Source organism: Pseudomonas sp. lyk4-TYG-107 (genome assembly GCF_030209055.1).
Classification (GTDB): Bacteria; Pseudomonadota; Gammaproteobacteria; order Pseudomonadales; family Pseudomonadaceae; genus Aquipseudomonas; species Aquipseudomonas putida_A.
The window spans coordinates 249,452-271,931 of sequence record NZ_JARVST010000004.1; the positions used below are offsets into that span (position 1 = coordinate 249,452).

Consider the following 22,480-nt stretch of genomic DNA (forward strand, 5'->3'; position numbering starts at 1 on the left):
GAACTGCGACACACCGCCACACCCCGGCCCCCGTTGGCGATCCAGCCTGCCGACTAATTATTTCAAGACGTCATCCGTTCTCATTGGTGAATGGTTCCGGGTACCGAGCCCCGGCCAGACAGCATTCCGATGCCTTGCGCGGTCGGCACAGACCGCGCCCTGCACGCCCTCGATCGGCGTGACGCAGCAACCCGATTCCACTTAGCAAGCCGAATTCAGGCAGGAAACCTCATGACCGACGCGTTCGAACTCCCCAGCACTCTGGTCCAAGCCCTCCAGCGCCGTGCGGCACAGACGCCGGATCGCCTGGCCCTGCGCTTTCTCGCCGAAACCGAGGAGCAGGGCGTGGTGCTCAGTTACCGCGAACTCGATCAGCGCGCGCGCACCATTGCTGCCGCGCTGCAGGCCCAGGCTGAGTTCGGTGATCGCGCGGTGCTGCTGTTTCCAAGTGGCGCAGATTACGTCGCGGCGTTTTTCGGTTGCCTGTACGCAGGGGTGATCGCAGTGCCGGCCTATCCGCCGGAGTCCGCCCGTCGTCATCATCAGGAACGCCTGCTGTCGATCATTGCCGACGCCGAACCGCGTCTGTTGCTGACCAGTGCCGACGTGCGCGATGCCTTGCAGCAAATCGACGGCGCGCCGCCGTTGCTGTGCGTCGATACCCTCGACAACGCCCTGGCCGAGCGCTGGGTCGAACCGGCTCTGCCGCAAGACCACATCGCCTTCCTGCAATACACCTCCGGCTCCACCGCGCTGCCCAAAGGCGTGCAGGTCAGCCACGGTAATCTGGTGGCCAACGAGCTGCTGATTCGCCACGGTTTTGGCATCGATGTGAACCCTGACGATGTGATCGTCAGCTGGCTGCCGCTGTACCACGACATGGGCCTGATCGGCGGCCTGCTGCAACCGATTTTCAGCGGCGTGCCGTGCATCCTGATGTCGCCGGCTTACTTCCTCGGTCGCCCGTTGCGCTGGCTCGAAGCGATCAGCCAATACGGCGGCACCATCAGCGGCGGGCCGGATTTCGCCTATCGTTTGTGCAGCGAGCGGGTCAGCGAATCGGCGCTGGAGCGCCTCGACCTGAGCCGCTGGCGCGTGGCCTATTCCGGCTCCGAACCGATCCGTCTCGATACCCTTGAGCGCTTCGCCGAGAAGTTCACCCCGTGCGGCTTCAGCGAAGACAGCTTCATGGCCTCCTATGGTCTGGCCGAGGCGACCCTGTTCGTCGCCGGCACACCACGGGGCACCGGCATTCCTGCGCTGCGCGTCGATGATCAGGCACTGGCGCAAAACCGCGCCGAGCCGGGCGACGGCAGCCCGATCATGAGTTGCGGCATCAGCCAGCCTGAACATGCGGTGCTGATCGTCGAGCCGAGCAGTCTGCAAGAACTCAATGACAATGCGGTCGGCGAAGTCTGGGCCGCCGGCCCGAGCATCGCCCACGGCTACTGGCGCAACCCCGAGGCCAGCGCCAAAACCTTCGTTCAGCACGCCGGCCGCACCTGGCTGCGTACGGGCGACCTGGGCTTCATCCGCGACGGTGAACTGTTCATCACTGGTCGCCTGAAAGACATGCTGATCGTGCGTGGCCACAACCTCTATCCGCAGGACATCGAGAAGACCGTCGAGAACGAAGTGGAGGTGGTGCGCAAAGGTCGCGTCGCGGCATTCGCGGTCACTCAAGACGGTGAAGAAGGCATTGGCATCGCCGCAGAAATCAGCCGCAGCGTGCAGAAAATCCTGCCGCCCGAAGCGCTGATCAAAGCTATTCGCCAAGCGGTGGCCGAGGCCTATCAAGAGGCACCGAGCGTGGTGGTGCTGCTCAACCCCGGTGCGCTGCCGAAGACGTCCAGCGGCAAGCTGCAACGCTCGGCGTGCCGCAATCGTCTGGCCGATGGCAGCCTCGACAGCTACGCGGTGTTCCCCTCCGCCGAGCTGCAAAGTAGCGAATCGACCCTGGCAGCTTCCGAGCTGGAAGCCCTGATCGGCAAGATCTGGGCCGAGCAACTCAACCTCAAACAGGTCAACGCCGACGACCACTTCTTCCTGCTCGGCGGCAACTCGATTGCCGCCACGCAAGTGATCGCCCGGGTACGCGAAGAGCTGGCGCTGGAGTTGAATCTGCGTCTGCTGTTCGAAGCGCCGATCCTGTCCGCATTCGCCGCTGCGGTCGCGCAACAGCAACAGGACGGCGGCAGCGCCCAAGGCGCAATCACTGCGTTGTCGCGCACGCAAGCACTGCCGCAATCGCTGGCGCAAAACCGACTGTGGATCACCTGGCAACTCGACCCGCACAGCAGCGCCTACAACATCCCCGGCGCCCTGCGTCTGCGCGGCGAACTGGACGAAGACGCGTTGCGCGCCAGCTTCCAGCAACTGATCGAGCGCCACGAATCGCTGCGCACGCGCTTCTTCGAGCGTGACGGTGTGGCGCTGCAACAAGTCGACGCCGCACCTGAATTCAATCTGCAACTGATCGACATCAGCGGCTTGCCGGCGCACGAGCGTGAAGCCCGTGCGCAACAGATCCGCGAGGACGAGGCGCGCACTCAGTTCGATCTGGAAAAAGGCCCGCTGCTGTGGGTGACACTCGTACGCCTCGACGATGAAGATCATCAGCTTCTGGTGACGCTGCATCACATCATCGCCGACGGCTGGTCGCTGAACGTGCTGATCGACGAATTCTCGCGCCTGTACGCTGCGGCATCCCAAGGCCAGCGCGCCGAACTCGCGCCGCTGCCCACCCAATACGCCGACTACGGCAGTTGGCAGCGCCAGTGGCTGGCGCAAGGTGAGGGCGAGCGACAACTGGCGTACTGGAAAGCGCAACTGGGCGACGAACATCCGGTGCTGGAACTGGCCACCGACCACCCGCGTTCAGCCAGACAATTGCACAGCGCCGCGCGCCACAGCGTGCGCCTCGGCGTCAGCCTCAGTGATGCGATCAAGCAGACCGCGCAGGCGCATCAATCGACGCCGTTCATGCTGTTGCTTTCGGCGTTCCAGAGCCTGCTGCACCGCTACAGCGGTCAGCGCGATATCCGCATCGGCATCCCCAACGCCAACCGTCCGCGCCTGGAAACCCAGGGCTTGATCGGCTTCTTCATCAACACTCAGGTGCTGCGTGCCGAGGTTGATTCGCGGCTATCGTTTGTCGAGTTGCTGGCGCAGACCCGCGAGGCTGCACTGGGTGCGCAGGCCCATCAGGATCTGCCGTTCGAACAACTGCTCGAAGCGTTCCCGCAGGCTCGCGAACAAGGTCTGTTCCAGGTCATGTTCAACCACCAGCAACGCGACTTGAGTGCGCTCAAACGCCTGCCGGGCCTGCTCGCCGAAGAGTTGCCGTGGCACAGCCGCGAGGCCAAGTTCGACCTGCAACTGCACAGTGAAGAGGATCGCAACGGGCGACTGACCTTGTCCTTCGACTACGCCGATGAACTGTTCGACGCGGCGACCATCGAGCGTCTGGCCGAACACTTCAGCAATCTGCTGCGCGCCGTCTGCGAACAACCGCAACAGGTGATCGGCGACCTGCCATTGCTGACTCCGTGCGAGCAGGAACAGCAACAAGCGTGGAGCGTCGCCCCGTGCACCCCGGCGCAGCAATGGCTGCCGGAGCTGCTCAACGAACAGGCGCGGCGGACCCCGGAGCGCACCGCGCTGGTGTGGGACGGCGGCAGTCTCGATTTTGCCGAATTGCACGCCCAGGCCAACCGCCTCGCGCACTATCTGCGCGACAAAGGTGTCGGCCCGGACGTGTGCGTGGCGATTGCCGCCGAGCGTTCGCCGCAACTGCTGATCGGCCTGCTGGCGATCATCAAGGCCGGTGGCGCCTATGTGCCGCTGGATCCGGATTATCCGGCCGAGCGCTTGGCTTACATGCTTAGCGACAGCGGCGTCGAACTGCTGCTGACCCAGACCGCATTGCTCGACCGCTTGCCGGCCAGTGACGGCGTCAGCGTGATCGCCATGGACGCGTTGCACCTGGAAAACTGGCCGAGCCAGGCACCGGGTCTGCACCTGCACGGCGACAACCTCGCCTACGTGATTTATACCTCCGGCTCCACTGGTCAACCGAAGGGCGTCGGCAACACCCACGCTGCATTGGCCGAACGTCTGCAATGGATGCAGAACAGCTATCGCCTGAACGACAGCGACGTGTTGATGCAAAAGGCGCCGATCAGTTTCGACGTGTCGGTGTGGGAGTGCTTCTGGCCGCTGATCACTGGCGCGCGTCTGCTGATCGCCGACCCCGGTGAACACCGCGACCCGCATCGCATCGCGCAACTGGTGCAGAAATACGGTGTGACCACGCTGCACTTCGTGCCGCCGCTGCTTTCGCTGTTCATCGACGAACCGCTGAGCGCCGAATGCACCAGCCTGCGCCGGGTGTTCTCCGGCGGTGAAGCGCTGCCGGCGGAACTGCGCAACCGCGTGCTGGCGCAGCTGCCGGCGGTGCAACTGCACAACCGTTACGGCCCGACCGAAACCGCGATCAACGTCACCCACTGGCACTGCACCACGGACGACGGTGAGCGTTCGCCAATTGGCCGGCCGCTGGGCAACGTGATTTGCCGCATTCTCGATGCTGATCTCAACCCCGTGCCGGCCGGTGTGCCGGGTGAGCTGTGCATCAGCGGCATCGGTCTGGCCCGGGGTTACCTTGGTCGTCCGGCACTGACTGCCGAACGTTTCGTGGTCGATCCACTGGGCGAGCAGGGCGTACGGCTGTATCGCACCGGTGACCGTGCACGCTGGACCGCCGACGGTGTGATCGAATACCTCGGGCGCCTCGATCAGCAGGTCAAGCTGCGGGGTTTCCGCGTTGAGCCGGAAGAAATCGAAGCGCGGCTGCTGGCCCAGGACGGCGTCGCCCAAGCGGTGGTGCTGGTGCGTGAAACCGCAGCCGGCGCGCAACTGATCGGCTACTTCACCGCTGTCGATGCCAGCGAAGATCAGCACGCGCAGATCGTCCGCCTGAAAACTGCGCTGGCCGCCGAGCTGCCGGAATACATGGTCCCGGCGCAACTGATGCGCCTGGACGTAATGCCCCTGAGCCCGAGCGGCAAGCTCGACCGTCGCGCCTTGCCAGAGCCGCAGTGGCAAGTGCGTGAACACGTCGAACCGGTCACAGAGCTGGAACAACAGATCGCCGCGATCTGGCGCGAAGTGTTGGGTCTGCCACGGATCGGTCTGCGCGACGACTTCTTCGCCCTCGGCGGGCACTCGTTGCTGGCCACACAAATCATCTCGCGCAGCCGTCAGGCCTGTGACGTCGAACTGCCGTTGCGCGCCTTGTTCGAGCACAGTGAACTCGGCGATTTTGCCGAGCAGATCCGCCTGATCCAGGCCAGCGGCCAGACCAACAAACAGCCGCCGATTGCCAAAGTCGATCGCAGCCAAGCGGTGCCGTTGTCGTACTCGCAACAGCGCATGTGGTTCCTCTGGCAGATGGAGCCGGACAGCCCGGCGTACAACGTCGGCGGCATGGCGCGCCTGCGCGGCGTGTTGCACGTCGAGCATTTCGAGGCAGCCTTGCAGGCGTTGATCCTGCGCCACGAAACCCTGCGCACTACGTTCCCGAGCGTCGATGGCGTGGCCCGTCAGCAGGTGCATGCCGAGACCGGCGTGCGCATGGGCTGGAAAGATTTCTCGAAACTGCCGGCTGACCAGCGTGAACAGCAGGTCCAGCAACTGGCCGATGACGAAGCGCATCTGCCGTTCGATCTGGAAGGCGGTCCGCTGCTGCGCGCCTGTCTGGTGAAGACCGACGAGCACGAACACTACTTCGTGCTGACCTTGCACCACATCGTCACCGAAGGCTGGGCGATGGATATTTTTGCCCGCGAGCTCAGCGCGCTGTACGAAGCCTTTGTCGATGAGCGCGATTCGCCGCTTGAAGCGTTGCCGGTGCAGTACCTCGATTACAGCGTCTGGCAACGGCAGTGGCTGGAGTCAGGTGAGCGTCAGCGCCAGCTCGACTACTGGACCGCGCAACTCGGTCGCGAACATCCGCTGCTGGAACTGCCCGGCGACCGTCCGCGGCCACCGGTGCAAAGCCACCAGGGCGAGCTGTTCCGTTTCGACCTGAGCGACGATCTTGCCGCCCGCGTCCGTGCGTTCAATGCGCAAAACGGTCTGACCCTGTTCATGACCATGACCGCTGCGCTCGCCACCTTGCTCTACCGCTACAGCGGCCAGACCGACCTGCGCATCGGCGCGCCGGTGGCCAACCGGATTCGTCCGGAAAGCGAAGGGCTGATCGGTGCATTCCTCAACACTCAGGTGCTGCGTTGCCAGCTCGACGGCCAGATGTCGGTCGGCGAACTGTTCGAGCAAGTGCGCCACACGGTGATCGAGGGCCAGTCGCATCAGGATCTGCCGTTCGATCATCTGGTCGAAGCGCTGCAACCACCACGCAGCGCGGCGTACAACCCGTTGTTCCAGGTGATGTGCAACGTGCAGCGCTGGGAATTCCAGCAGAGCCGCATGCTCGCCGGGATGACCGTCGAGTACCTGGCCAACGATGCGCGGGCGACCAAGTTCGACCTCAACCTGGAAGTCACCGACCTCGACCATCGCCTCGGTTGCTGCCTGACCTACAGCACCGATCTGTTCGATGAACCGACCATCGCACGCATGGCCCAGCATTGGCGCAACCTGCTGGAAGCGTTGATCGCCGATCCGCAACAGCGTCTGAGCCAATTGCCGCTGCTCGACCCGACTGAACAACAGCAGCTGCTCGACAGCCTCGGTGTCGAACCGGGCGAACGTCGTCTCGATCAATGCATCCATCATCTGTTCGCCGAGCAGGCGCTGGCGCGCAAAGATGCCCCGGCCCTGACCTTCGCCGGCCAGACCCTGAGCTACGCCGAACTCGACGCTCGCGCCAATCGTCTGGCCTGGGCCCTGCGTGAGCGTGGGGTCGGCCCGCAAGTGCGGGTTGGTCTGGCGCTGGAGCGTTCGCTGGAAATGGTCGTCGGCCTGCTGGCGATCCTCAAGGCCGGCGGCGCCTATGTGCCGCTGGACCCGGAATACCCGCTCGATCGCCTGCACTACATGATCGAAGACAGCCGCATCGGTCTGCTGCTCAGTGACCGCGCGATGTTCAACGCCCTCGGCGATTTGCCGTCGAGCGTGGCGCGCTGGTGCCTGGAAGATGACAGCGCGGCGCTGGTGGATTACCCGGCCACTGAGCTGCCCTTTATCAGCCTGCCGCAGCATCAGGCCTATCTGATTTACACCTCGGGTTCGACCGGCAAGCCGAAAGGCGTGGTGGTGTCCCACGGTGAAATCGCCATGCATTGCCAGGCCGTGATCGAACGTTTCGGCATGCGCCCCGACGACTACGAGCTGCACTTCTATTCGATCAACTTCGACGCCGCCACCGAGCGTCTGCTGGTGCCGTTGCTCAGCGGCGCGCAGGTGGTGCTGCGAGCGCAAGGGCAGTGGGATGCGGAAGAAATCTGCGGGTTGATCCGCACCCACCGGATCAATGTGCTCGGCTTCACCCCGAGCTACGGCAGCCAGCTGGCGCAGTTCCTCGCCACGCAAAACCAGGTTCTGCCGGTGCGGATGATCATCACCGGCGGCGAAGCGCTGACCGGCGAACACCTGCAACGGATTCGCGCCGCGTTCAAACCGAGTCTGTTCTTCAACGCCTATGGCCCGACCGAAACCGTGGTCATGCCGCTCGCCAGTCTCGCCCCGGAAGTGCTTGAAGAGGGCGCCGGCAGCGTGCCGATCGGCAGCGTGATCGGTGACCGCGTGGCGTACATTCTCGACGCCGATCTGGCGTTGGTGCCGCAAGGCGCGACCGGTGAATTGTTCGTCGGCGGCCCCGGTCTGGCGCAGGGCTATCACGACCGTCCGGGCATCAGCGCCGAGCGTTTCGTGGCAGACCCGTTTGCCGCCGATGGCGGGCGCATGTACCGCACCGGCGATCTGGTGCGCCAGCGCGCCGATGGTCTGGTGGAATACCTGGGCCGGATCGACCATCAGGTGAAAATCCGTGGTTTCCGCATCGAGCTGGGTGAGATCGAAACCCGACTGCTCGATCACCACTCGATCCGCGAAGCGGTGGTGCTGGCGCTGGATGCGCCGAGCGGCAAGCAACTGGTGGGCTACCTGGTCAGCGAAGTTGCCGAGCAGGGCGAAGCGCAACAAGCTTCACTGCGTGAAGCCCTGAAGTCGCACCTCAAGGCGCAACTGCCGGACTACATGGTGCCGACGCACCTGATCCTGCTGGCGAGCATGCCGCTGACCGCCAACGGCAAACTCGACCGCCGCGCGTTGCCGGCACCGGATCCGGAGTTGAACCGTCAGCACTATGTCGCCCCGAGCAATGAGCTGGAGCAGACCCTGGCACAGATCTGGTGCGAGGTGCTCAACGTCGAGCAGGTCGGTCTCAACGACAACTTCTTCGAACTCGGCGGCGACTCGATCCTGTCGATTCAAGTGGTCAGCCGGGCGCGGCAGCAGGGCATTCATTTCAGCCCGCGTGACCTGTTTCAGCATCAGACGGTGCAGACCCTGGCCGCTGTCGCCAGCCGCAGCGAGCAAGTCACTGCCGAGCAGGGACTGGTGGTCGGTGAATCGGCCATGACGCCGATTCAACACTGGTTCTTCGACACTGATATTCCTGAGCGTCAGCACTGGAACCAGGCGCTGCTGCTGGAGCCGAGCGTGGCGCTGGAACCGCATCGTCTGGAGCAGGCGCTGCTGGCAGTGATCGAACAGCACGACGCCTTGCGTCTGCGCTTCACCGAGGCCAACGATCAGTGGCACGCCACTCATCAACCGGTCTCCGATGCCGCCGTTTTGTGGCAGGTGCGGGTGGCGGCGATGGACCAGTGCGCAGCACTGTTCGCCGATGCCCAGCGCAGTCTCGATCTGCAGAACGGCCCGCTGCTGCGCGCCTTGCTGGTCGATGGTCCCGAAGGGCAGCAACGCCTGTTTATTGCGATCCATCACCTGGTGGTCGACGGTGTGTCGTGGCGCGTATTGCTCGACGACCTGCAAACCGTGTATCGCCAGCTCGACGCCGAACAGTCGGTAAAACTGCCGGCAAAAACCAGTGCCTTCAAAGACTGGGCTGCACGTTTGCAGGCCTATGCCGGCAGCGAATCACTGCGTGAAGAACTGAACTGGTGGCAAACCCAACTGGCCGGATCGAACGCCGATCTGCCGTGCGAAAACCCGCAGGGCGGACAGCAGAATCGTCACGCGCAAACCGTCAGCGTGCGCCTGGATGCCGAGCGTACCCAACAACTGCTGCAACTGGCGCCGCGGGCCTACCGCACGCAGGTCAACGACCTGCTGCTGACCGCGCTGGCCCGCGTGCTGTGCCGCTGGAGCGGGCAGCCGTCGGCATTGATTCACCTGGAAGGCCACGGCCGCGAAACGCTGTTCGACGAGATCGACCTGACCCGCACCGTTGGCTGGTTCACCAGCGCTTATCCATTACGCCTGACCCCGCATAACATCGAAGAGGCCGCCGGGCAGGGCGCTTCGATCAAGGCGATTAAGGAGCAACTGCGCGCCGTGCCGCACAAAGGCCTCGGTTATGGCGTGTTGCGTTATCTGGCCGATGACCTCAGTCAGCGCAGCATGGCGGCGTTGCCGAATGCTCCGGTGACCTTCAACTACCTCGGCCAGTTCGACCAGAGTTTCGCCAGCGATGCGCTGTTCCGTCCATTGGACGAGCCGGTCGGTGCGGCCCACGATCCGCAAGCGCCGTTGCCCAACGAGTTGAGCATCGACAGTCAGGTGTACGGCGGCGAACTGCTGCTGCGCTGGACTTTCAGTGGCGAGCGCTACGAGGCGCAAACCATCAACGATCTGGCCGACGCCTACCTCGGCGAGCTGCAAAGCCTGATCGAACATTGCCTGCAAGACACGGCCGGTGGCCTGACGCCGTCGGACTTCCCGCTGGCGAAACTGACCCAGGCGCAACTCGATGCACTGCCGGTGCCGGCGGCGCAGATCGAAGATGTCTACCCGCTGACGCCGATGCAGGAAGGCATGTTGCTGCACACCTTGCTCGAACCGGGCACCGGTCTGTACTACATGCAGGATCGCTACCGTATCAACAGCGAGCTCGATCCCGAGCGTTTCGCCCAAGCCTGGCAAGCGGTGGTCGCCCGTCATGAAGCGCTGCGTGCATCGTTCTGCTGGAACGTCGGCGAGGACATGCTGCAAGTGATCCACACCCCGGGTCGTACGCCGATCGAGTACCTGGACTGGAGCGCCATCGCCGAGGACGAGCAAGAACCGAAGCTGCAAGCGCTGCTGAAAAGCGAGCGTGAGGCCGGGTTCGATCTGCTCAATCAGGCACCGTTCCACCTGCGCCTGATCAAGGTCGGCATGGCGCGTTACTGGTTCATGATGAGTAACCACCACATCCTCATCGATGCCTGGTGCCGTTCGCTGCTGATGAACGATTTCTTCGAGATTTACACCGCCCTCGGTGAAGGTCGCGAAGCACAGTTGTCGGTGCCGCCGCGTTACCGCGACTACATCGGCTGGCTGCAACGCCAGAGCCTGGCCGAGGCACGTCAGTGGTGGCAGCAGAACCTGCAAGGTTTCGAACGCACCACGCCGATCCCGAGCGACCGACCGTTCCTGCGCGAACACGCCGGCGAAAGCGGTGGCATGATCGTCGGTGACCGCTATACCCGTCTCAACGTTGAGGATGGCGCCCGTCTGCGTGAGCTGGCCCAGGCCCATCAACTGACCATCAACACCTTCGCTCAAGCGGCATGGGCTCTGGTATTGCGCCGCCTGAGCGGTGATCGCGACGTGCTGTTCGGCGTCACCGTGGCCGGGCGCCCGGTGGAAATGCCGGAGATGCAACGCACCGTCGGCCTGTTCATCAACAGCATTGCGCTGCGGGTGCAGATACCGGCGGACGATCACCGTGCCAGTGTGCGCCAGTGGTTGAGCGCTCTGCTCGACAGCAACATGCAGCTGCGCGAGTACGAATACCTGCCGCTGGTGAACATCCAGGAGCAGAGCGAATTGCCGAAAGGCCAACCGCTGTTCGACAGTCTGTTCGTGTTCGAGAACGCGCCGGTGGAAGTCTCGGTGCTGGACCGTGCACAGAGCCTCAACGCGACATCGGACTCCGGTCGTACCCACACCAACTTCCCGCTGACGGCGGTGTGCTACCCGGGCGATGACCTCGGTCTGCATCTGTCGTATGACCAGCGTTATTTCGACGAATCGACCATCGAGCGCATGCTCGGCGAGTTCAAGCGCCTGCTGCTGGCACTGGTCGATGGCTTCCATGGCGACATGGCTGACCTGCCGCTGCTGGGCTTTGATGAGCAGGAATTCCTGCTGCACGGCTGCAACCAGAGCGCGCACGATTATCCGCTGGAGCAGAGCTACGTGGCGCTGTTCGAAGCGCAGGTCGCTCAACATCCGCAACGCATTGCCGCCACTTGCCTTGATCAGCAACTGAGCTATGCCGAGCTGAACCAGAACGCCAACCGTCTCGGCCATGCACTGGTTGCGGCCGGGGTGCAGATGGATCAACCGGTGGCGTTGCTGGCCGAGCGTAATCTCGATCTGCTGGGGATGATCATCGGCAGCTTCAAGGCCGGTGCCGGTTACCTGCCGCTGGATCCGGGCCTGCCGAGCCAGCGTCTGCAGCGGATCATCGAGCTGAGCCGCACGCCAGTGCTGGTGTGCAGCGAAGCCTGCCGCCAACAGGCGCAGACTTTGCTCGATGAATTCAGCTGCGCCAACCGTCCACGGCTGTTGGTCTGGGAAGAAGTGCAGGCGCTGGCGACATCGCTGCAGAACCCGGGAATCTACAGTGGCCCAGACAACCTGGCCTACGTGATCTACACCTCGGGTTCGACCGGGTTGCCGAAAGGCGTGATGGTCGAGCAGCGCGGCATGCTCAACAACCAGTTGAGCAAGGTGCCGTACCTGCAACTGACGGACGCCGACGTGATCGCGCAGACCGCTTCGCAAAGCTTCGATATTTCGGTCTGGCAGTTCCTCGCCGCGCCGCTGTTCGGGGCGCGGGTGGACATCGTGCCGAACAGCATCGCCCACGATCCGCAGGGTCTGCTGGTGCATGTGCAGGCGCAGGGCATTACCGTGCTGGAGAGCGTGCCGTCGCTGATTCAGGGCATGCTCGCCTCCGAGCGCCTGAGCCTCGACGGTCTGCGCTGGATGCTGCCGACCGGCGAAGCGATGCCGCCGGAACTGGCGAACCAATGGCTGCTGCGTTACCCGGACATCGGTCTGGTCAACGCTTACGGCCCGGCGGAATGCTCCGATGACGTGGCGTTCTTCCGTGTGGACATGGCTTCGACTCGTGGCAGCTATTTGCCGATCGGTACGCCGACCGACAACAACTTGCTGTACCTGGTCGATGGCGCGCTGGAACTGGTGCCGCTGGGCGCGGTGGGCGAGTTGTGCGTGGCCGGGACCGGCGTCGGTCGCGGTTACGTCAGCGATCCGCTGCGCACTGCGCCAGTGTTTGTGCCGAACCCGTTCGGCGCGCCGGGCGAGCGTCTGTATCGCACCGGTGACCTCGCGCGGCGGCGCAGTGACGGGGTGCTGGAGTACGTTGGCCGGGTCGACCATCAGGTGAAGATTCGCGGTTACCGGATCGAACTGGGTGAAATCGAAGCGCGTCTGCACGAACAACCGGAAGTCCGCGATGCGGCGGTCGGCGTGCAGGAAGGCGTGAATGGCAAGCACCTGGTCGGCTATCTGGTCGCGGCGGATTCGGCGCTCAACCCGAGCGAACGTCTGGAGCGGATCAAGCAACGCCTGCGCAGCGAACTGCCGGAATACATGGTGCCGCTGCACTGGTTGTGGCTCGATCAGCTGCCGCACAACGCCAACGGCAAACTCGACCGCAAGGCCTTGCCGGCGCTGGAGATCGGCCAGTTGCAGAGCGAGGATTACCTGGCCCCGCGCAACGAACTGGAGCAGACCCTGGCCGACATCTGGGCCGAAGTGCTCAAGGTCGACAAGGTCGGCGTGCGCGACAACTTCTTCGAACTGGGCGGGCATTCGTTGCTGGCCACGCAGATCGCCTCGCGGGTGCAGAAAACCCTGCAACGCGATGTGCCGCTGCGGGCGATGTTCGAGTGCAGCACGGTGCAGGAACTGGCCGAGTACATCGAAGGCCTGGCGTCCGGTGATATGACAGAGGACAAGGTGGATCGCTTGAATGATCTGATGGCGGAGCTGGAGGGCTTGTAATCTTCGGCGTCTGTACCGGCCCCTTCGCGAGCAGGCTCGCTCCCACATGGGTTTTGTGTCGATCACAGATCCCCTGTGGGAGCGAGCCTGCTCGCGATTGGGGCGGCACATTTTCAGACATTTACACGGTTGACGATCAACAACCGGCAGCTCAGTCTGCCGGTTCTCTTTTTTTTGTCGCGGGGGTGGTCGATGCCTTTCTTCACGGTTGACGGACAAGCGCTGCACTACATTGATCAAGGCACCGGCCCGGCCGTGTTGCTGGCGGGCAGTTATCTGTGGGACACGGCCATGTGGGCGCCGCAGATCGCTGCGCTGTCGCCGCACTACCGGGTGATTGCGCTGGACCTGTGGGGCCACGGCGAATCCGGGCGCTTGCCGCAAGGCACCACCTCGCTGGATGACATCGCGCGGCAGGTCGAGGCCTTGCTCGACCACCTGCAGATCGAGCAGATAACGCTGGCGGGGCTGTCAGTCGGCGGCATGTGGGGCGTGCGTCTGGCGTTGTCGGCACCGCAGCGGATCAACGGTCTGGTACTGCTCGACACCTACGTCGGCGTCGAGCCTGAGCCAACCCGTCAGTACTATTTCTCGCTGTTCAAGCAAATCGAGGAAAGCGGCGAGATTGCGCCTCAGTTGCTCGACATCGTGGTGCCGATCTTCTTCCGCCCGGGCATCGATCCGCAGTCGGCGCTGTATCAGGACTTCCGCGCCAAACTGGCGGCCTACACCGCGGATCGCCTGCGCGAAAGCATCGTGCCGATGGGGCGTATCACCTTCAGTCGTGATGATCTGTTGCCGCGCCTGGGCGAACTGAATGCCGCGACCACCCTGGTGCTGTGCGGCGATCAGGACAAACCGCGACCGCCGTCGGAGGCACAGGAAATGGCTGAATTGATCGGTTGCCCGTGGGTGCTGGTGCCGGAGGCGGGGCATATTTCCAGCCTGGAGAATCCGCAGTTTGTGAGCGAGGTGTTGTTTACTTTTTTGGCTGAGCGCAACCGCTAAACCGTGTCATCGTTCTTTTCGCGAGCAAGCCCGCTCCCACAGTGACCGCGGTGATCCCTGTGGGAGCGGGCTTGCTCGCGAAGAGGCCCGATCAGGCAATAAAGAAGCCGGACTCACTTTGGCCCGAGAATTTTCGCCAGTTTCTCCGGCGAAGGCGCGCCTTGCTGCTGTTGCAGCTCACCCTTGTCATCCATGTAGAAAATCGCCGGCGTCGCCTGCAGTTCCAGGTCTTCCATCAACTGCATGTTGGCGGCCAGTTTGGTCTGCACCGCTTTTGGAATGTCTTTCAACGGCTTCAGGGTGCTGGCCTTGCCGGCCTTTTCGTGATCTTCCAGGGCCTTGGCCGGATCTTTCGCCGCCAGCAGCGCGGCGGATTTCGCCGGGCTGTCTTCGCGGATGATCCCGACCATGATGTGCCGCAGCTGCACCTTGCCGGCCTTGACCCATGGTCGCGCCTGTTCCCAGAACATGTTGCAGTACGGACAGTTGGGATCGCTGAACAGGTACACGGTGCGCGGCGCGTCCTTGTTGCCGTCCTGAATCCAGTTGCTGGCTTCGAACTTGCCCCAGATTTCCTTGGCCATCGGCGCATAGACCAGTTTCTGCAACGGCTCGCTGCTCAGATCCTTGCCGTCGGCGTCGTACAGATTGCCGAGCAGCACGTGTTTCCCGTCCGGCGTCAGGTACAACGCCATGCCACGGTTCTGGTACTGCGCCGCATAACCACGCAAGCCGTCCGGGGCGTCGAACTGGCCGACGATTTTTGCGCCCTTGGCTTCGATCTGCTTGATCGCGGCGGGCAATTCTTCGGCGGCCTGCACCGACGGCAGGTGCAGCAGGGCAGTGCCCAGAGTCAGCGTCAGCAGGTGGCGGAGGCGGGGCATGGCAGTTTCCTTGCAGAGGTGGCCGGTGCGGCGGTTGGATTCGGGATGTCGAAATTTTCCAGGGCGCGGGCCAGGCTGGCGTTCGACAGTTCGCCCAGATGACTGCTCAGCAAGCGACCGTCAGGGCTATAGAACAGCGTAGTCGGCAACGCCATGGAGCCCACGGCCTGACCCAGTCGACCGCTGCGGTCGAACAGCACGTTGTTCAGGCTCAGGCCCTGGGTTTCCAGGAAGGTGGCAACGCTTTGCATGCTTTCGGCCTGATTGACGAACAGAAAGGTCAGGTCCGGGCGTTGTTGTTGAGCGTTTTCCAGCACCGGCATCTCGCGCCGGCACGGTGGGCACCAGGTTGCCCAGAGGTTGATCACCAATGGTCCGCCCTGATAGTCGCTGAGCTGGATGGTCTCCCCGGCGGCGTTGCGCAGGGTGATTTCCGGCAGGCGCGTGCCTTGTTCGTAGATGTTCAGTGACAGGGTCGCCAACAACCAGAACAGCACGCCGCTGGCCACGCCAAACCCCAATGGCCGACGCAGGCCCGGGCGACGCCAGCCGCGATAGAGAGCGGCGAGCAGCAGCACGATCACCCCCGGCCAGGCGAGGAATCCACCATCGCGCAGGTCGATGATCTGCCACGGATCGTTGCGATAGTGGCCCCAGTACAGGGCGACAAACGCCACGCGTGCCGCGAGCATGCCCAGCAGAAACAGGCTGAACAGCGCCGACTCGGGGTTATCGCCGCCACGCTTGGCCACCCGCCAGCCGACAAAGGTCGCCAGCGCCAGGGCACTGATCAGCAGCAGGTGGTTAAGCGCGATGGCAAAGGTGCCGAGGGTGAACGTCAGCATTTAATTGGCGTCTCGGGTGGTGGTCCAGCGTTGCAGGAACGTCTCGGCATCCACCTCACCGGTGATGCGCTGGCTACGTCGTTCTTCGCCGTCGGTGCCGATCCAGACAAAACTCGGTGGCCCCGGGACTTTGTAGCGGCCGAGCAGCTCGCGGCTGGCGGCATTATCGGCAGTGACGTCGAGGCGCAGCAGGCGCACATCGCTGAGTGCCTGCATGACCTTGTCCTTGCCGAACACCTGTTTTTCCATGACTTTGCACGACACGCACCAGTCGGCGTAGTAATCGAGCAGCACCCACTGGCCCTGAGCCTTGGCGCTATCCAGTTCGCGCTGCAGGGCGGCCGGATCCTTGATCGTGGTGAACGCGTCATGCCCGCTCGGCGTGGTGCTGGCGACTCGGCCGGCGCTGTACACCTGCAGCGGTTGATACGGGTCGTCACTGCCACCGGCGGCACCGATCAGCAGCAGGCTGCCCCACAACCCGAGCAACAGCGAGCTGGCGCCGAACACTTGGGCGACCCGGCCGAAGCCGTCCGATTGCTTCCAGGCGCAGAACGCGGCGATCAGCAGCAGCGCGCCGCACAGGCCCAGCCACAGCGACGAGTCCAGCACCGGGCGCAACATCAGCAGCGCGGTCGCGAGGAACAGGAAACCGAAGATGCCCTTGAGCAGGTTCATCCACGCTCCGGGTTTCGGCAGAAAGCGATTGCCGACGGTCACCAACAGCAACAGCGGCACCCCGATACCGATGCCCAGCGCAAACAGAATCAAGCCACCGTGCAGCGCATTGCCGCTCTGCGCGATGTACAGCAAGGCGCCGGCCAGTGGCGCGGTCATGCACGGGCCGACCAGCAGACCGGACAACGCGCCGAGCACCCCGGCACCGATCAGGCTGCCGCCATTGCGACTGCGCGAAGCGTGTTCGAGGCGGTCACGCAGGGCCACCGGCAATTGCAATTCGAAGAAGCCAAACATCGGTAGCGCCAGCACCACGAACACTGCTGCAAATGCACCGAGCAGCCATGGATTTTGCAGCCACGCCTGCAGGTTGGCGCCGAGCAGCGCAGCGATCACCCCCATCGCTGCATACACCAGCGCCATGCAGATCACATAGCTGCTGGCCAGGGCGAAACCACGGCGTGGGGTTGCACCGCTGCCGACAATCATGCCCGCCAGAATCGGCAGCATCGGCAACGAACACGGGGTAAACGCCAGCAACAGGCCGAGGCCGAAGAACACCAGCAGGCTCCAGCCCAGCGCCCGTTGTTGCAGGCTGCTGGCCAGGGCCTGATCCGGTGCTTCAGTGCTGGTCGTTGGCGTCGCTTCGCCGCCCAGATCGATGACCCGGGTCTGAGGCGGATAACACAGGCCGGCATCGGCGCAGCCCTGGTAACTGACCTTGATCTGACCGCTGGCCGAGGCCGGGACTTTCACCTCCAGCCCTTGGCGATACACCGGTTGTTCACCGAAGAACTCGTCACTGTGCGACTCGCCCTCGGGCAACGCCGGCTGCTGCTCGGCCGTCAAACCGTCGAATTTCAGACGTTTCTGGTACAGGTAATAGCCGTCGGTGATTTGCCAGAACAGCTGGGTTTCCCCGGACTCAAGGCGTTCGGAGGTGAGCACGAAGGCTTTGTCGACCGGGAGAAATTCCGGTTTGGTCTCGAATGGATTGTTTCCCGCCTGGGCCAGGCCGGAGATCAGCAGTGCAAACAAAAGAAAAAAATGACGCATGGAGGAGCCTTGTCCCTGTGCAAGTGTGGGCACAATGGTGGATGGCGATTAACCGATGATTAACCGTCACGCCCTTGTCGCTGTGGCGTTGGGCGCCATAATGTCAGCTTAATCGGCCAACGGCCTAATCGGCTTTTTTCTACGGGACGGATCATGCACGTACTGGTTTGCGAAGACGATGAACTGATCGCCAGCGGTATCGTTGCCGGTCTCACGGCGCAGGGCTTGACGGTCGAGCACGTCAACACCGCCTCGAAAGCGCGGGCGATGCTCAAGGTCGCCGAATTCGACGTGATGGTGCTCGATCTCGGCCTGCCCGACGAAGATGGCCTCAAGTTGCTGCAACAGCTGCGTCAGCAAGGCCTGGAAATTCCGGTGCTGATCCTGACCGCACGCGACTCGGTCACCGACCGCGTGGATGGCTTGCAGGCCGGGGCTGACGATTACCTGCTCAAACCCTTCGATCTGCGTGAATTGTTCGCGCGTCTGCAAACCCTGCTGCGCCGGGTCGCCGGGCGCAGCGTCAACCTGATCGAACACGGCGCACTGACCTACGATCCAAGCAGCCGCGAAACCATGTTGGCCGGGCAACCGGTGGACTTGTCGCGCCGCGAGCAATCGCTATTGCAGGCGCTGCTGCACAACCGTGGCCGAGTGCTGTCCACCGAGCAGTTGAAGGACAGCGTCTACGGCTTCAATGACGAATTGGAGAGCAACGCGCTGAACGTGCATATCCATCACCTGCGCAGCAAACTCGGCAAGGGCATCGTCGAAACCGTGCGCGGTCTGGGTTATCGCCTCGGGCCGGCCGATGGTGGAGAACAACAGAAGTGATGAGTCTGCGTCTGCGCCTGAGTCTGACCCTCGGCGCCGCGTTCGCCCTGATCTGGGCGCTGGCTGCGGCCTGGATGCTCAGCGACTTGCGCAATCAAATGATGTTTTCCCTCGACCAGCGGCTGGTGGCCTCGGCGCGCATGGTCGCCGGGCTGCTGGAGCAACTGCCGGCGCTGCCGAGCAAGGGCGAGGGCACCCATTTCAGTGCCGAACAATTGAACATTCCCGGCGGCATGGCCTGTCAGGTCAGTTCGTTGCGCGGGGAAATTCTGGCCCGCAGCCACAGCAGTCCCGAGCAAACCCTGGAAGCGGAAAAAATGGGCTTCCACGATCAGATGATCGATGGCGCGCCGTGGCGCAGTTTCACTCTCGCGCGGGGGGATGTGCGGATCACCACGGCCGATCGGCAGATCGAACGCGAAGCGCTGAACATGTCGATCCTGCTGGCGGCCTCGGTGCCGGTGGGCGTGGCGTTGCTCGGTTGCCTGTGCCTGTTGTGGCTGGGCATCGGTCAGGGCCTGGCGCCGCTCAATCGACTGCGCGAGGCCTTGATGCGGCGTAACGCCGACTCGCTTGAGCCATTGCAGTTGCAGTCGTTTCCCAGTGAACTGAAACCGCTGCTCGATACCCAGAATCAGTTGTTTCAGCGCATCGGCAAGACCATCGAGCGTGAACGCCGCCTGACCGGTGATGCCGCCCACGAACTGCGCAGCCCGCTGACGGCGATCAAGACCCACCTGCAAGTGGCACGCATGACCGAAGGCAGTGCCCGTGATCAGTCGTTGGCACGCGCCGAAGAGGGCGCCGACCGCATGCACCGCACGCTGGAGCAACTGCTGTTGCTGGCGCGGGTCGAGGGCAGTCTGTCGTTCGATGACGGCGTGCAGTGCAGCGCCGAACAGGTGGCGAAACTGGCGATGCAGGATGCGGCCGGCGGCGAGCGTCAGCGCATCAAACTGCAATTGCCCAAGCAGCTCTCCAGTGCGCCGGTGCAAATGCCGGCGGTGCTGTCGATTGCCGCGTTGCGCAATCTGCTCGACAACGCCCTGCGCCATACCCCGGCGGACGCTGAGGTGGAGCTGAGTCTGGAAACGGTCGGCCAGCGCGCCCGTTTTGTGGTGCGCGACCACGGCCCGGGGATTGCGGCGGAAGATCTGCAGCACCTGACCCAACGCTTCTGGCGCAACGGCCAGAGCACCGGCTGCGGACTGGGCCTGGCCATCGTGCAAGCCATCGTCCAGCGCTGCGCCTGCACCCTGCATTTCGACAGCCGGCCGGATGGCTTGCGCGTCGAGTTGACCATGCCGCTGCAACCTGTCTGAACCAGCAAAAATCCCCTGTGGGAGCGGGCTTGCTCGCGAAGGCGTCCGGTCAGTCGACAGGTTGCTGACTGGCACGCCGCCTTCGCGAGCAAGCCCGCTCCCACATTAGGGGATTTGTGGTGTGGCACATCAAATGTAACGTCTCTGCGTTGGTGATTCGCCAGCCTCGGCGTTAAGGTCGGGGCTGCTCTGACTCAATGGATTGAGGGAACGCGCCATGGAAGCATCGATCTGCATCTGCCCGGCGAAACCTGCCGACGCCGGCATCATCAGTCGCATCATCGAGCGATCGATTCGCGTCGGTTGTGCGCTCGAACACCGCAACGATCCGCAACTGGTCAGCCGCTGGATCGGCCGACAATCTGCCGACGTCATCAGCGCGCACCTTGCCGACGCGCATTGCTACCTGAATATCGCCTTGTTGCAGGACAAACCGGTGGGTGTCGGCATGGCCACGGCCAGCGGTGAGATAGGTTTTTGCCATGTGCAGCCGGAATGGTTTCGCCGTGGCGCAGGGCGCGCCCTGATGACCGACCTTGAAGGCTGGCTGCGGATTCGTGGTGTGCCGCAGGCGCGCATCGCCAGCACATGTAGCGGCGCGGCTTTTTATCGGCATCTGGGCTACTGCGATGCAGTGCCACGCGCCAGCGATCAGGGCTTGCACCGCGTTACGCTGCACAAGCTGTTGCCATTGTCCGACTGACATCTCGATCAAGGGTCTAAATCCTCGCCCCGCTTAAGCGTTTCCAGAACAGGAAAACCTGCATGTGCGCCCCGCGACCGGAACGCGCACCTGTGCGGTGTGCTGTTTTGGTCACTATCCATAGCGTATTGAGGGGTCGAGAGATGTCAGTCGCCACCAGCCTTATCGAAGAGTCGTCGGCCCGGATCAGCTCCGCGCCGGCGGAAACCCTGTATCAGTTCAACGAATCACCACTGCTGGCCCGGCAGAGCCAGCAGGAATCCAACGCCCGCAGCTACCCGCGACGCATTCCGCTGGCCCTCAAGCGCGCCAAGGGCCTGTACGTCGAAGATGTCGAAGGTCGCACCTTCATCGACTGCCTGGCTGGCGCCGGCACTCTCGCGCTGGGGCACAATCACCCGGTGGTAATCGAGGCGATCCAGCAAGTGCTGGCCGATGAGCTGCCGCTGCACACCCTCGACCTGACCACGCCAGTGAAGGATCAGTTCGTCCAGGACCTGTTCGGTTTGCTGCCGCCAGCACTGGCGGCCGAAGCGAAAATCCAGTTCTGCGGCCCGACCGGCACCGATGCGGTGGAAGCCGCGTTGAAACTGGTGCGCACCGCCACCGGGCGCAGCACCGTGCTGTCGTTCTCCGGCGGTTATCACGGCATGAGCCAGGGCGCATTGAGCCTGATGGGCAGTCTGGGGCCAAAAAAGCCGCTGGGCGCCTTGCTCAGCAACGGTGTGCAATTCATGCCGTTCCCTTACGACTACCGTTGCCCGTTCGGTCTCGGCGGCGCGGCCGGGGTCAAAGCCAACCTGAGTTACCTGGAAAACCTGCTTAATGATCCTGAGGCCGGCGTGCAGTTGCCGGCAGCGGTGATCGTCGAAGCGGTGCAGGGCGAGGGCGGGGTGATCCCGGCCGATATCGAGTGGCTGCGCGGCTTGCGTCGGATCACCGAAAAGGCCGGGGTGGCGCTGATCGTCGACGAGATCCAGAGCGGTTTCGCGCGCACCGGCAAGATGTTTGCCTTCGAACACGCCGACATCGTCCCCGACGTGGTGGTGTTGTCCAAAGCCATCGGCGGCAGCCTGCCGCTGGCGGTGGTGGTCTATCGCGACTGGCTCGACACCTGGCAACCGGGTGCCCATGCGGGCACGTTCCGTGGCAATCAGATGGCAATGGCAGCCGGTTCCGCGGTGATGCGTTATCTGCTTGAACACAAGGTCTGCGAACACGCCGCCGCCATGGGCGAGCGCCTGAGCGAACACCTGCGCATCCTGCAACGCGACTTCCCGCAACTGGGCGACATTCGTGGTCGTGGCTTGATGCTCGGCGTCGAACTGGTTGACCCGAACGGCGCGCCGGATGCGCTCGGTCACCCACCCGCGTTCGCGCGTCTGGCACCGCTGGTGCAGCGCGAATGCCTCAAGCGTGGGCTGATTCTCGAACTGGGCGGCCGGCACGGTGCGGTGGTGCGCTTCCTGCCGCCGCTGGTGATCACCGCCGCCGAAATCGACCGCGTCGCCGAGATCTTCGGCCGGGCCCTGGCCGCTGCCACCGCCGCTTTGTAAATTTTTCGCAGCGCCGAACGTTCTTACTACATACCCGGCTGCACCCCCGGTGCAGCCCACCCTTACAACGATGGAGAACCAGCATGACGTCAGTATTCGACCGCGAGGACATCCTCTTTCAGGTCGTGGTCAACCACGAAGAGCAATACTCGATCTGGCCGGATTACAAAGCCGTGCCGGAAGGCTGGCGCACCGTGGGCAAGAGCGGCCTGAAGAAGGAATGCCTGGCCTACATCGAAGAAGTCTGGACCGACATGCGTCCGCTGAGCCTGCGGCAGAAGATGGAAGGGCAGGCGGCCGCTCAGTAATCCGACAGACAAAACAAACCCGCTGGACTGGTGACAGGCAGCGGGTTTTTTCATGG

The 22,480-nt window shown here is 63.4% G+C and carries 10 protein-coding genes; 7 read left to right on the forward strand and 3 right to left on the reverse strand.

Annotation, left to right across the window (positions count from 1 at the left end):
• The first annotated feature begins 231 nt into the window (after window positions 1-231).
• Together QRN61_RS05175 and QRN61_RS05180 are read left to right on the forward strand one after the other, a co-directional pair.
• On the forward strand, window positions 232-13,230 hold the full coding sequence (locus QRN61_RS05175) for a non-ribosomal peptide synthetase (RefSeq protein WP_285373367.1): 12,999 nt from the start codon (window positions 232-234) through the stop codon (window positions 13,228-13,230).
• Between the two features lie 192 nt (window positions 13,231-13,422).
• A complete protein-coding gene (locus QRN61_RS05180) occupies window positions 13,423-14,238 on the forward strand; it encodes an alpha/beta fold hydrolase (protein WP_027613400.1) in 816 nt (271 codons plus the stop codon).
• 113 nt (window positions 14,239-14,351) lie between these two features.
• Here the strand turns inward: QRN61_RS05180 and dsbG are convergent, their stop codons facing one another.
• The 3 genes from dsbG to dsbD are packed head-to-tail and all read right to left on the reverse strand — an operon-like array spanning window position 14,352 to window position 17,701.
• On the reverse strand, window positions 14,352-15,122 hold the full coding sequence (gene dsbG / locus QRN61_RS05185; RefSeq protein WP_027613399.1) for a thiol:disulfide interchange protein DsbG: 771 nt from the start codon (window positions 15,120-15,122) through the stop codon (window positions 14,352-14,354).
• Entirely contained in the window at window positions 15,098-15,967 is an 870-nt protein-coding gene (locus tag QRN61_RS05190) for a TlpA disulfide reductase family protein (protein WP_003226672.1), read from the reverse strand. The genes dsbG and QRN61_RS05190 overlap by 25 nt, the downstream gene beginning before the upstream one ends.
• Window positions 15,968-17,701 (reverse strand): protein-disulfide reductase DsbD, encoded by a 1,734-nt coding sequence (dsbD, locus tag QRN61_RS05195; protein WP_285373368.1) that lies wholly within the window; start codon window positions 17,699-17,701, stop codon window positions 15,968-15,970.
• Window positions 17,702-17,854: 153 nt separating this feature from the next.
• Between dsbD and QRN61_RS05200 the strand changes: the two genes are divergently transcribed.
• The 5 genes from QRN61_RS05200 to QRN61_RS05220 all read left to right on the forward strand — a co-directional run bounded on the left by QRN61_RS05200 (window position 17,855) and on the right by QRN61_RS05220 (window position 22,424).
• Window positions 17,855-18,535, forward strand: coding sequence for a response regulator (locus QRN61_RS05200; protein ID WP_096794987.1), 681 nt, complete (start codon window positions 17,855-17,857; stop codon window positions 18,533-18,535).
• A complete protein-coding gene (locus QRN61_RS05205; protein WP_098964858.1) occupies window positions 18,535-19,857 on the forward strand; it encodes an ATP-binding protein in 1,323 nt (440 codons plus the stop codon). The genes QRN61_RS05200 and QRN61_RS05205 overlap by 1 nt, the downstream gene beginning before the upstream one ends.
• Before the next feature lie 217 nt (window positions 19,858-20,074).
• Window positions 20,075-20,560 (forward strand): GNAT family N-acetyltransferase, encoded by a 486-nt coding sequence (locus QRN61_RS05210; RefSeq protein WP_285373369.1) that lies wholly within the window; start codon window positions 20,075-20,077, stop codon window positions 20,558-20,560.
• A 143-nt stretch (window positions 20,561-20,703) separates the two neighbouring features.
• Window positions 20,704-22,116 (forward strand): aspartate aminotransferase family protein, encoded by a 1,413-nt coding sequence (locus tag QRN61_RS05215; RefSeq protein WP_204896478.1) that lies wholly within the window; start codon window positions 20,704-20,706, stop codon window positions 22,114-22,116.
• Between the two features lie 83 nt (window positions 22,117-22,199).
• On the forward strand, window positions 22,200-22,424 hold the full coding sequence (locus QRN61_RS05220) for an MbtH family protein (RefSeq protein ID WP_003226665.1): 225 nt from the start codon (window positions 22,200-22,202) through the stop codon (window positions 22,422-22,424).
• Window positions 22,425-22,480 lie beyond the last annotated feature (56 nt).